The following is an 11,854-nucleotide window of genomic DNA, read 5'->3' on the forward strand; positions in this document are numbered from 1 at the left end:
AACAAAGAGACCGGCATTTCTGTGCTCGAATGCTCCGAGCTATAAAAATTCCGCGCCCGTCTCTTGGCGGGCAGCGGAACTTCTCTATCTCTTTGCTGTTACCCAAAAGAAGAGAAGGCCGGTTCTGTGGGCGGACGGAACGGCCGTGGGTCGTGCGTCTGGGAAAGGCGCGCGTGCCGTACCGGAGGAAAATCGATGCCCGCCAGCACCATCAAATTGCATGTCAGCCACACCTATAGAGTGCCGCCCGCTGTCGTCTACGACGCCTGGCTCAACCCCGAGATCGCCCGCCGCTTTCTGTTTGCCACCGATGACGGCCACGTTATCCGCGCCGATATCGATCCGCATGTCGGCGGCCGCTTTTTCATTGTCGACCGCCGCCCGACCGGCGACGCCTTTCACCAGGGTGTCTTCCTGGAACTGAAGCGCCCGCGACGGATGGTCTTCAGCTTTTCCGTCGAGGATCACGACCATAATTGCGACCGCGTCGAAATCGATATCGAGCCGCTCGGCGGCGGCAGCCGATTGACGCTGACCCACGAAATGTGCGCCGAATGGGCTGAACACGAGGAAAAGACCCGAAAAGGCTGGGCACATGTCGTGGAAGGGCTCGGCCGCGAGCTGGAACAGCAGCAGATGAAGGCTACGGGTTGAGCGGCACGCTGAAATCCCTGAGGAAGCGGGCGGCACCTTCTTCTTCGATCTCGCCGGCTGCGACGTCTAAGACGAGTGCAATGACCTGCGCGTTATCTGCCTCGATGATGTACCGGTTGAGGTAGAGAAACGCAAACGCCGCGAGGTAGCCCGTACGCTTGTTTCCATCCACGAATGGGTGGTTTCTAACGATGTCGTAGAGATAGGCTGCGGCGAGCACGAAGATATCGGTCTCGCCATATGCAGCCTTGTTGAGTGGACGTGCCAAGCTGGTTTCCAATGCATTGGCATCTCGCAGACCAGACAAACCGCCATGCTCGGCAATCTGCTCACCATGCATATTTTCGACTGCTTGGCGGCTGAGCCATTTAAGCCGTATCATTTTGCGAGTTCGCGCAACGCCACTCGATATTTTTCCATGCCGATGCGGGCTGCCCGCATTTGTTCGGCGAGGTCTGCTGATTCCGGCACGAGGTGGATGTTACCCTCGATCTCCCGCAGTTCGAGGCTGTCGCCGCTGCTGAGACCCAACCGCTGCAACACCTCTTTAGGAATGATAACCCCTTCGGAATTGCCGATCTTGCGGATCGTGACGTTCATCTGCTCATCCTCTGATGTGGTAACGCAGTTATAACATGAGGGACAAACAGGCGGCAACGTCTATTCCGCCAATGGCCTGACGCTCCTTCCCCGCACCATCCAGAAGCAATGCCCGGCAATCGCCGCCACCAAAATTCCCCCGCCAAGGAGCGTCATCGTCGCCGGCGTTTCCGCAAAGATCAGCCACACCCAGATCGGCGCGAGCACGGTTTCGAGCAGGTAGAACATGCCGACCTCAGGTGCGGAGAGATAACGCGGCCCCGTGGCCAGACACCAGAAGGCGACGGGCATTACGATGGCGCCGTTGAGGAGGATCCAGCCGGGATGGACGATGGAAAGCCCCGTAGGCAGAGCTTGCGCGAGCCCGAGCGCGGCCGGCAGGATGGCGGCAAGCAGCGGCACGAAGCCCATGTCCCGGCGGGAGGCACGACCGATGGTAATGGCTGCGGCAAGAATGAGCGCGCTGAGGAGCGCCATGGCGTCGCCAAAGAAATGGCCGCTGGAAAGGCCCTCGCTCACGATCAGTCCGACGCCGAAGATCATGAACAGCATGGCGATCAGCGTTGCGGCCTGCGGCTTCTCCTTGAGGAAAATCCAGGAAAGAAGCGCTCCGAACATCGGGTTGAACGCGACGATAAAGACGACATTGGCTGTCGTCGTATTGAAGACGGCGAGCACGAAGGTCAGCGACGAAAGGCCGTAGAGCAGACCCGTCATCAGGCCGGGTCGCCCGGGAATGAGGATCGGCCATTTGCCGGAGGCAAGGCGCATTGCCCCGAGGATCACGAGCGTAGCGAGAACGGTGGCTGCGCTTCGCACTCCGAGGATCGACCAGATGTCGCCATCGCCGAGCCGGACGAGCGGGATATCCATGGAAAGCGCCAGCCCGCCGATTGCCGTCAGCAGCAGACCTTTCCGGTGGTCGGAAAGAGTGGGGGACATTTCAGTCTTGATTGCTCTCGCGCATGGAGGAGGGATCGAAACGCTCCCAGCCGCGCGGGGTCAGGTGTTCCTGCGGCTGGAAGCGCGTCTTGTAGTCCATTTTCCGCGATCCTTGCACCCAGTAGCCGAGATAGACATGCGGCAGTCCCAGCGCTTTCGTGCGCCTGACATGGTCAAGAATCATGAAGGTGCCGAGCGAGCGCCGGTCGAGCCCCGGATTGAAATAGGAATAGACCATCGAGAGCCCATCGCTCATCGTATCGGTCAGCGCTGCGGCAAGCAGCTCGCCCTTCGGCCGCTCCTCCAGTCCCGAACCTTCCTCGCGCCGGCGATATTCGACGATTCGCGTATTCACATGCGTGTCTTCCACCATGATCGCGTAGTCGAGCACGGTCATGTCGGACATGCCGCCCTGCTGGTGGCGATAATCGAGATAGCGTCGGAAGAGCGAATATTGTTCGCTGGAAGGCTGTGCGGTGAATTCGGTGGCGATGATGTCGGAATTGGCGGCAAGCACCCGCTTCATCGATTTCGTCGGCTTGAATTCCTGGGCGAGAATTCGCACGGAAACGCAGGCGCGGCAGGATTCGCAGGCCGGGCGGTAGGCGATGTTCTGCGAGCGGCGGAAGCCGCCCTGGGTCAAGATGTCGTTCATCTCGGCGGCCCGCGGGCCGACCAGATGGGTGAACACCTTGCGCTCCATCTCATGCGGCAGATACGGACACGCAGCCGGAGCCGTCAGATAAAACTGCGGGGATGGCGTCGTCTGCGTATTCATTTGTCGCGGAAATTTCCTTGTCGAGACAGTGCCGTTTTCTGACAGCATGACCTAAGAATAGAAAACGTCAACAGCGCGGCGGTCTCCGCCCTTCATTTCGGTCTTCTAATTTTAGATATGGAGCGTCGTCATCCCGGGCACAGGGAAGGCGGAGACTTTTTTCGTCTCCGCCGCGAGGTCTCAGCCGTGGTCTCAGGCCGTGCGCACCGTCACCGTGCCGACCAGGAGGTCGTGGATGAGGCGGCTGCGCTCGATAAACAGGCCGGCAAGCAGGATGAGCGGCGTCAGCACCGAGTTGAGGATCCAGAACAGCGCCAGATGCACGATCGCCGTCAGGAAATCCATCGGCCGTCCATCGGCGCGCACGATCGCAATCCCCATTGCCCGCATGCCGAGCGAGGCCTGGCTCGGTCCGCCGACGGTCAGGCCGAAGTAAATCCCGGCGACGATGACGAAGAGGGCAGGGTAGAGAAGGAAGCCGAGCCCGAGCGTGACGATCGACACGAAGAACAGAACGATCGCCGCGGGTATCCACAGCAGCGCCACGATGAGATAGTCGAGGATGAAGGCAAGGACACGGCGGCTCAACACGCCGCTATAGGCGCGCCAGTCCTCCGGTGCGGCATAAAGCGGGTTGGGGTTGTAGCTCATCTCAATCTCCTCTCGCAAAAGCGATGCCGCTGATATGGTGTCAGCAAGACGAAATACAATCATCCGCATCCGATTCAGCGCTTGCTGAGGATTTTCGCCACCTCGACCGCGAAATAGGTGAGGATGCCGTCGCATCCCGCCCGCTTGAACGATAGAAGCGTTTCCAGCATCGCCCGCTCGCCGTCGATCCAGCCGTTCATCGCCGCCGCCTTGATCTGCGAATATTCGCCGGAGACCTGGTAGGCGAAGGTCGGCAGGCCGAAAGCCTCCTTCATCCGCCAGCAGATATCGAGATAGGGCAGGCCGGGCTTGACCATCAGCATGTCGGCGCCTTCCTCGACGTCGAGGGCGGCGTCGCGGATTGCTTCCGTGCCGTTCGCCGGGTCGATATAATAGGTCTTCTTGTCGCCCTTCAGCAGGCCGCCGGTCGAGATCGCTTCGCGATAGGGGCCGTAGAAGGCGGAGGCGAATTTCGTCGCATAGCTCATGATGCCGACGCTCTGATGGCCGGCCGCGTCGAGCGCCATGCGGATCGCACCGATCCGCCCGTCCATCATTTCCGACGGCGCGATTATGTCGGCGCCGGCATCCGCCTGCATGACGGCGGCGCGCGCCACCTGGTCGACGGTCTCGTCATTGACGATTTCGCCGTCTCTCAGGATTCCGTCATGGCCATGGCTGGTGAAGGGATCGAGCGCCACGTCGGTGATGACGCCGATATTGGGCACCGCTTTCTTGATCGCCGCTGTCGCCTGATTGATCAGGTTATTGGCTTCGAGGCTGTTCGAGCCGGTCTCGTCGCGCAGTTCCATTTCGATGTTCGGAAACGTGGCGAGCGCCGGAATGCCGAGACCGGCCGCTTCGCGTGCGGCCTCGACCGCCTTGTCGATGCTCATGCGGTTGACGCCGGGCATGGCCGCGATCGGATCGACGATGCCCGAACCCGGCACGATGAAGATCGGCCAGATCAGGTCATCGACGGTCAGCCGGTTCTCCTGCACTAGCCGGCGTGTCCAATCCGCCTTGCGGTTGCGCCGCATGCGGCGATGGCCGGTGATGTCGTCGACGAGATGCGTCCTGTCCTGCATGATATCTGTCCCTGGCCCATTCCATTTATCGGAGCGCTCATTATCATGGCGCCCGGAAAATCCAAACCGGACGATTGGCCGCGGCGGAAAACACCCTTATGACGATGCAACCGGAACCGATGTCTGCGCCATGGAAACCGATAGCCCGACGATCCCGAAACGCACGCTGGCGGATCTCCTCTTCATTCTCTTTCTGAGGCTGGTCGCCGTATCCTGCTTCTGGTTCGGCCTGCAATATTGGGCGATGCTCGTCGGCTATTCGCTGGTCGGAGCCGGCCGCTTCGATCTTTTGAGCCTGCCGTGGAAGGTGGCGAGCACCAGCCTTGCCGTGCTCTTCCCCGTCGCCTCCCTCGGTCTGTGGCTCACCGTCTCCTGGGGGCCGGTCATCTGGGTGCTGGCGGCCGGCGGCCAGATCCTGATGTATGGCCTGCTGCCGGATATTTTCGGCCCCAACAAGCTGATTATCCTGCTGCATCTCATGGTCGCCGCCGTCTACTGCATTTTCCGCCTGCTGCTGTGGCTGGAAAAGCGCCGGCACCGCCGCCAGGTAAGCGTTGATTTACCCTGAGACAACGTGGGGTTTCCAGTAAGGCTCCGTTAAGCCTGCGGTTTAAGTCGAATTTTATATGTATTCGATAGGGTCTCACTCAAGGCGGGAAGAAAACGACACCGCCAATCAAACAGTGAGGCAGTCAATATGAACACGAAAATCAAGCCGCAGGCGGTATCCAACTTCCGTGACCAGCAGGATCAGGGCATCCGTGATCTTTACATGGAATCCCTTCATCTTGTTGAACGTCTTCACCGTCGTCTTCTCGACGTCATCAAGGACGAGTTCGACCGTCAGGGCCGCAGCGATGTCAACGCCATCCAGGCGCTGCTCCTTTTCAATATCGGCAATTCCGAGCTGACCGCCGGCGAGCTGCGCTCCCGCGGCTACTATCTCGGCTCCAACGTTTCCTACAACGTCAAGAAGCTGGTCGATCTCGGCTTCATCAACCACCAGCGCTCGCGCATCGACCGCCGCTCGGTCCGCATCAGCCTGACCGAAACCGGCCAGGACATCGCCGAGACTGTCGCCAAGCTCTACGAACGCCACATCGCCTCGATCGACAAGGTCGGCGGCATCGGCACCGACGAGTTCACCCAGATGAACAAGCTGCTCCAGCGCCTCGACCGCTTCTGGAACGACTCGATCATGTATCGTCTCTAAAATCCCTGACCTCCTTTCAGGGTTGCAGAAAACCGGACGTGTCCCTGCGCGTCCGGTTTTCCCGTTTGCGCACGTGGCATCTTTGCAACGCAGGGCAGGCAAGCGTTATCGCCTGTATTCAAGCCGTTTTTTAGCCGTTATTAACCGGCACGGTTTAGCCCGTCATATGGTTCGTTGCGTCGTGTTCGCGCCAGCGGTCGTCAGTCGTCCGGCTCGACAACACGAATTGGCCATATTGGTGTGGCAGCGGAAGGTTTAACAACCGGCACTTGAACCGATCGGGAATGTTCGGGCTGTTGCATCGCGCTTCTGTGATGGGACAGGGGGAATTTCCCGATCCGCCGGCAGAACAATGGATAGGGATCTGCGCTACGGCGCAGTGATATCGCAAAGGGCCGCGGCTTTCCTTTATCGCGGCATTCAGTGGTTGGGACTATGTCGAAGAAAAACGGAATTGAAGCTCTTTCGCGCCGCGCTTTCCTGGCGTCGGCGGCAACGGTTGGCGCCGGCGCGCTTGCTGCCGGACCTGCATTCGCGCAATCGGCGCTCGACGGGCTCCTGAACGCGCCGCGCCGCGGCAACTGGGACGACCAGTTCGACGCCAAGGCGGCTTCGCGCACGGCAAGCGCCGTCGTTTCCAACACCCCGATCCTTGGCCCCCAGTCGGTCGCGAGCGCCCAGCAGGCGATCATGCAGTACCAGCAGATCGCCGCCGCCGGCGGCTGGCCTGAAGTCAATCCCGGCGACCAGCGCCTGCAACTCGGCGTCAGCCACCCCGCCGTCCAGGCGCTGCGCCAGCGTCTGGCGATCACCGGCGACCTGCCGCGCGAAGCCGGCATGTCGAGCGCCTTCGATTCCTATGTCGACGGCGCCGTCAAGCGCTTCCAGGCGCGTCACGGCCTGCCGTCCGATGGCGTCCTCGGCGAATTCACGCTGAAGGCGATGAACATTCCCGCCGACGTCCGTCTGCAGCAGCTGAACACCAACCTTGTCCGCCTCCAGACCTTCCCGGAAGATCTCGGTCGCCGCCACGTGATGGTCAATATTCCGGCCGCCTACGTCGAGGCTGTTGAAGACGGCAGCGTCGCGACCCGTCACACTGCGGTCGTCGGCCGCTTGAGCCGCCCGACGCATCTCGTCAATTCGAAGATCTACGAGGTCATCCTCAACCCTTATTGGACCGCGCCGCGCTCGATCGTCGAGAAGGACATCATGCCGCTGATGCGCAAGGATCCGACTTATCTCGAAAAGAACGCCATCCGCCTGATCGACGGCAAGGGCAACGAAGTCGCCCCCGAAACCGTCGACTGGAACGGCGAAGCGCCGAACCTGCAGTTCCGCCAGGACCCCGGCAAGATCAACGCCATGGCCTCGACCAAGATCAACTTCTACAACAAGAACGGCGAGTATATGCACGACACGCCGCAGCAAGGCCTGTTCAACAAGCTGATGCGCTTCGAATCCTCTGGCTGCGTCCGCGTCCAGAACGTGCGCGACCTGACGAACTGGCTGTTGCGCGAGACCCCCGGCTGGAGCCGCCAGCAGATGGAGCAGGTGATTGCAACCGGCGTCAACACGCCGATCAAGCTCGCCACCGAAGTCCCGGTCTATTTCGTCTACATCTCCGCCTGGGGCATGCCCGACGGCATCGTACAGTTCCGCGACGACATCTATCAGATGGACGGCAATGCCGAATTGGCGCTCGATACCACGGCTGGCATGGAACAGCCGGTGCAATAAGCGGCGGCCTCTGCATCGCACCCTCGAACCGCGCCCTCCCGGCGCGGTTTTTTTATGTCCGCGGGGGCGCTCCATCCCGTCGCCATCATTCATCGGCGCCGCGCTGTCGCAAAATGACTGGAGCGCGCGCTTTGCTCAGCAAATGTCGTTCTTCGTATTGCCCTTGCCACAGGGGAAGGATAATACCTTCGCGCATTCCAGTTGAGGAGCCCGCCCATGACCAATGCTTCCACCGAATCCTTCTTCAATCGCTCGCTTGCGGACGTCGATCCCGAGATTTTCGGCGCGATCGGAAAGGAACTCGGTCGCCAACGGCACGAGATCGAACTGATCGCTTCCGAGAACATCGTCTCCCGCGCCGTGCTGGAAGCCCAGGGCTCCATCATGACCAACAAATATGCCGAGGGCTACCCGGGCAAGCGCTATTACGGCGGCTGCCAGTTCGTCGATATCGCCGAGGAACTGGCGATCGAGCGCGCCAAGAAGCTGTTCGGCGTCAATTTCGCCAACGTGCAGCCGAATTCCGGCTCGCAGATGAACCAGGCCGTGTTCCTGGCGCTGCTGCAGCCGGGCGATACCTTCATGGGTCTCGACCTCAATTCGGGCGGTCACCTCACGCACGGTTCGCCGGTCAACATGTCCGGCAAGTGGTTCAACGTCGTCTCCTACGGCGTGCGCGAAGGCGACAACCTGCTCGACATGGATGACGTCGCCCGCAAGGCCGAACAGCACAGGCCGAAGCTGATCATTGCCGGCGGCACCGCCTATTCCCGTATCTGGGACTGGAAGCGTTTCCGCGAGATCGCCGACTCGGTCGGCGCCTATCTGATGGTCGACATGGCCCACATCGCCGGCCTCGTCGCCGGTGGCCAGCATCCGTCGCCGTTCCCGCATTGCCACGTCGCGACGACGACGACCCACAAGTCGCTGCGCGGCCCGCGCGGCGGTGTCATCCTCACCAATGAAGAGGATCTGGCCAAGAAGTTCAATTCGGCCGTCTTTCCCGGCCTGCAGGGTGGTCCGCTGATGCACATCATCGCCGCCAAGGCTGTCGCCTTCGGCGAAGCGCTGCAGCCGGAATTCAAGGAATACGCCGCCCAGATCGTCAAGAACGCCCGGGCGCTTGCCGAAACGCTGATCGCAGGCGGCCTCGATGTCGTTTCCGGCGGCACCGACAACCACCTGATGCTCGTCGACCTGCGCAAGAAGAACGCCACCGGCAAGCGCGCCGAGGCAGCGCTTGGCCGCGCCTACGTCACCTGCAACAAGAACGGCATTCCCTTCGATCCGGAAAAGCCCTTCGTCACCTCGGGCGTGCGCCTCGGCGCGCCGGCCGGTACGACGCGCGGCTTCAAGGAAGCCGAATTCCGCGAGATCGGCAACCTGATCGTCGAGGTTCTCGACGGCCTGAAGGTCGCCAACTCCGATGAAGGCAACGCCGCTGTCGAAGCCGCCGTGCGCGGCAAGGTGGTCAACCTCACGGACCGCTTCCCAATGTATGACTACATGGGGTAAGGAGTAGCGATGCGCTGCCCCTATTGCGGTTCGGAAGATACCCAGGTCAAGGATTCGCGTCCGGCGGAGGACAATACGTCCATCCGCCGGCGGCGTATCTGTCCGGATTGCGGCGGCCGCTTCACGACTTTCGAGCGTGTGCAACTGCGCGAGCTGATGGTCATCAAGAAGACTGGCCGCAAGGTGCCCTTCGATCGCGACAAGCTGGTGCGCTCCTTCGAAGTGGCGCTGCGCAAACGTCCCGTCGAGCGTGACCGCATCGAGCGTGCCGTTTCCGGCATCGTCCGCCGGCTGGAAAGCTCCGGCGAGACCGAAATCTCCTCCGAGCAGATCGGCCTGCAAGTGCTGGAAGCCATGAAGAGCCTCGACGATGTCGGCTTCGTGCGCTACGCCTCGGTTTATCGGGATTTCTCGCTTGCCGAGGATTTCGAGAAGGTCATTTCCGAAATCAACGCCAAGATCGCCCGCGACCCACTGGACAGATGAGCCATGAGCGTCACGCCGGATGACGAAGGTTTCATGGCGGCGGCGATCCGCCTGTCGCGCCGGCATCTCGGCCGCACCGCCACCAACCCTTCCGTCGGCTGCCTGATCGTCAGGGATGGTGTCATCGTCGGCCAAGCGGTCACCGCCGTCGGCGGCCGCCCGCATGCCGAGCCGCAGGCGCTTGCGGAAGCCGGCGCGCGTGCTCGCGGCGCCACCGCCTATGTCACACTCGAACCCTGCTCGCATCACGGCAAGACGCCGCCCTGCGCCGAGGCGCTGATCGCCTATGGTGTCGCCCGCGTCGTCATCAGCGTCACCGATCCCGATCCGCGGGTTTCGGGCCGCGGCATCACCATGTTGCGCGACGCCGGAATAGAGGTGGATGCAGGCGTGCTGGAGGCCGAGGGCCGGCGTTCGCTGGCTGGCTATCTCACCCGCCAGACGAAGAACCGGCCCTATGTGACTCTCAAGCTTGCCGTTTCCGCCGATGGCATGATCGGTCGCGCGGGGGAGGGCCAGGTGGCGATAACCGGCCCGGAGGCCCGCGCCGAGGTGCAGACGCTGCGCGCCGAAACCGATGCGATCCTGGTAGGCATCGGCACCGCGATATCGGACGATCCGCTGCTGACGGTGCGCACGCCAGGTCTCGAAGCGCAGTCGCCGATCCGTATCGTGCTCGATCCGTCTTTGGCGTTGCCGCTGACGAGCAAGCTGGTCGCGACGGCGCGCGACGTGCCGGTGATCTTGGTTGCGAGCGAGAACGTGTCGCCCCTAGCGGCGGATGCGGAGGGGATACCCCCCTCTGTCCTGCCGGACTACCGGGGTCGAGCCACGGGTCTCGACCCGTCCTTCGGACCCCCCACAAGGGGGGAGATCGACAAGGAGCACGATCAGAATTCCCAAGCTGACTCGTCATCACCGGCAACCGAGGATGTAGGGCAGGCAGCTATCCCCCAGCCAATCTCCCTCCTTGTGGGGGGTGAGGCGCGGGCCGGCGAAGCCGGACCGATCGATCCAGTGAATCGATTGGAGCTCCGAACGCCCGGCAGGGCAGAGGGGGGTACATCACCCACCGACGCCGCCGACCTGGACTCCCGCCGCGCCGTTCTCGAAGCCGCCGGTGTCGAGATCGTCTACTGCAATCCCTATCACCCGGAAGTCCTGCTGCCGGCCTTGGCAACACGCGGCATTTCCTCGCTTCTGGTCGAGGGCGGCGCCAAGACGGCGCGGCTTTTCCTCGAAGCCGGCCTTGTCGATCGCATCCAGCTTTACCACGCGCCTGTCGTCATCGGCGAAGGCGGTATTGAATCCCCGCTCGATGCAACCGACATACCATCCGGTTTTACCCATATGGGCACGCAGATGTTCGGCGTCGATCGCCTGGATGAATACGAAAGAGGACTTTGATGTTTACCGGAATAGTCACCGATGTCGGCACGGTCGAATCCGTTTCCCCCTTGAAGGAAGGCATCCGGCTGCGGGTCGCAACCGCCTATGATCCCTCGACTATCGACATGGGCGCCTCGATATCGCATTCCGGCATCTGCCTCACCGTGACCGGTCTGCCTGATGAAGGCAACAATGGCCGCTGGTTCGAGGTCGAGGCCTGGGAGGAAGCGCTGCGGCTGACGACGATCGGTACCTGGCAGCAGGGCAGCCGCATCAATCTCGAACGGTCGCTGAAGATCGGCGACGAACTCGGAGGCCACATCGTTTCCGGCCATGTCGACGGCAAGGCGGAAATCCTCTCGGTGACATCGGAGGGCGACGCCACCCGTTACCGTCTGCGCGCCCCCGAACATCTGGCGAAATTCGTCGCTCCCAAGGGATCAATCGCGCTCGACGGCACCTCGCTCACCGTCAACGCGGTCGACGGTACGGATTTCGACGTCCTGCTCATTCGCCACACGCTTGAGGTCACCACTTGGGGCGACCGCAAGGCCGGCGATTTCGTCAATTTCGAAGTCGACACCATGGCGCGGTACGCTGCCCGGCTGGCGGAGTTCCCGAGCGCCTGAATCGAAAACCTGTAGGGTTTCTGCTGTCCGGTTCGAGCCAATTGAACGACCGGGTTGATGGTCGACACTTTGGACCGGGATGATACCTGACAGTTTTCATTCTGTCGTGTGCGCTGCTTGGTGCCTCATCGGCCTGGGCGGGCGCGGCGGAGCGAAGCGACGGAAGCGG

Annotated in this window: 14 protein-coding genes; 8 read left to right on the forward strand and 6 right to left on the reverse strand. The window is 61.8% G+C overall.

Annotated elements, in window-relative coordinates; all coding sequences use genetic code 11:
• Positions 1–195 precede the first annotated feature (195 nt).
• Positions 196–654 (forward strand): SRPBCC family protein, encoded by a 459-nt coding sequence (locus EFD56_RS24980; RefSeq protein WP_004673830.1) that lies wholly within the window; start codon positions 196–198, stop codon positions 652–654.
• On the opposite strand, the gene EFD56_RS24985 is transcribed toward EFD56_RS24980, so the two are convergent.
• From EFD56_RS24985 to hemB, 6 genes are all read right to left on the reverse strand, one after another.
• Positions 644–1,036, reverse strand: a complete 393-nt coding sequence (locus tag EFD56_RS24985) for a type II toxin-antitoxin system death-on-curing family toxin (RefSeq protein WP_037115202.1) — start codon at positions 1,034–1,036, stop codon at positions 644–646. The two genes, EFD56_RS24980 and EFD56_RS24985, sit on opposite strands and share 11 nt — an antisense overlap.
• The gene (locus EFD56_RS24990; RefSeq protein ID WP_004673828.1) at positions 1,033–1,254 is read right to left on the reverse strand and encodes an AbrB/MazE/SpoVT family DNA-binding domain-containing protein; all 222 of its coding nucleotides are present in this window, start codon (positions 1,252–1,254) and stop codon (positions 1,033–1,035) included. Before EFD56_RS24990 ends, EFD56_RS24985 begins: the two co-directional genes overlap by 4 nt.
• A 60-nt stretch (positions 1,255–1,314) precedes the next feature.
• A complete protein-coding gene (locus EFD56_RS24995; RefSeq protein WP_004673827.1) occupies positions 1,315–2,196 on the reverse strand; it encodes a DMT family transporter in 882 nt (293 codons plus the stop codon).
• Position 2,197: 1 nt separating this feature from the next.
• Positions 2,198–2,974, reverse strand: coding sequence for an arginyltransferase (locus tag EFD56_RS25000; protein WP_004673826.1), 777 nt, complete (start codon positions 2,972–2,974; stop codon positions 2,198–2,200).
• Between the two features lie 192 nt (positions 2,975–3,166).
• The gene (locus tag EFD56_RS25005; protein WP_126906576.1) at positions 3,167–3,625 is read right to left on the reverse strand and encodes an RDD family protein; all 459 of its coding nucleotides are present in this window, start codon (positions 3,623–3,625) and stop codon (positions 3,167–3,169) included.
• Between the two features lie 74 nt (positions 3,626–3,699).
• Positions 3,700–4,713 carry a porphobilinogen synthase gene (hemB, locus tag EFD56_RS25010; RefSeq protein WP_007626318.1) on the reverse strand — a complete coding sequence of 338 codons (1,014 nt, stop codon included), beginning with the start codon at positions 4,711–4,713 and terminating at the stop codon, positions 3,700–3,702.
• 130 nt (positions 4,714–4,843) lie between these two features.
• Here hemB and EFD56_RS25015 point away from each other — a divergent pair, with 130 nt between their 5' ends.
• From EFD56_RS25015 to EFD56_RS25045, 7 genes are all read left to right on the forward strand, one after another.
• On the forward strand, positions 4,844–5,281 hold the full coding sequence (locus tag EFD56_RS25015; RefSeq protein WP_064811669.1) for a DUF6163 family protein: 438 nt from the start codon (positions 4,844–4,846) through the stop codon (positions 5,279–5,281).
• A 129-nt stretch (positions 5,282–5,410) separates the two neighbouring features.
• The gene (gene ldtR / locus EFD56_RS25020; RefSeq protein WP_004673822.1) at positions 5,411–5,926 is read left to right on the forward strand and encodes a transcriptional regulator LdtR; all 516 of its coding nucleotides are present in this window, start codon (positions 5,411–5,413) and stop codon (positions 5,924–5,926) included.
• A 435-nt stretch (positions 5,927–6,361) separates the two neighbouring features.
• Positions 6,362–7,666, forward strand: coding sequence for a L,D-transpeptidase family protein (locus EFD56_RS25025; RefSeq protein WP_004673821.1), 1,305 nt, complete (start codon positions 6,362–6,364; stop codon positions 7,664–7,666).
• Between the two features lie 216 nt (positions 7,667–7,882).
• Positions 7,883–9,181 (forward strand): serine hydroxymethyltransferase, encoded by a 1,299-nt coding sequence (glyA, locus tag EFD56_RS25030; protein WP_012483354.1) that lies wholly within the window; start codon positions 7,883–7,885, stop codon positions 9,179–9,181.
• 9 nt (positions 9,182–9,190) lie between these two features.
• Positions 9,191–9,667 (forward strand): transcriptional regulator NrdR, encoded by a 477-nt coding sequence (nrdR, locus tag EFD56_RS25035; protein ID WP_003547190.1) that lies wholly within the window; start codon positions 9,191–9,193, stop codon positions 9,665–9,667.
• 3 nt (positions 9,668–9,670) lie between these two features.
• Positions 9,671–11,074 carry a bifunctional diaminohydroxyphosphoribosylaminopyrimidine deaminase/5-amino-6-(5-phosphoribosylamino)uracil reductase RibD gene (gene ribD, locus EFD56_RS25040; RefSeq protein ID WP_126906577.1) on the forward strand — a complete coding sequence of 468 codons (1,404 nt, stop codon included), beginning with the start codon at positions 9,671–9,673 and terminating at the stop codon, positions 11,072–11,074.
• A complete protein-coding gene (locus tag EFD56_RS25045; protein WP_126906578.1) occupies positions 11,074–11,685 on the forward strand; it encodes a riboflavin synthase in 612 nt (203 codons plus the stop codon). The genes ribD and EFD56_RS25045 overlap by 1 nt, the downstream gene beginning before the upstream one ends.
• The last annotated feature ends 169 nt before the right edge of the window (positions 11,686–11,854 follow it).

This window comes from Rhizobium phaseoli (assembly GCF_003985125.1).
Classification (GTDB): domain Bacteria; phylum Pseudomonadota; class Alphaproteobacteria; order Rhizobiales; family Rhizobiaceae; genus Rhizobium; species Rhizobium phaseoli.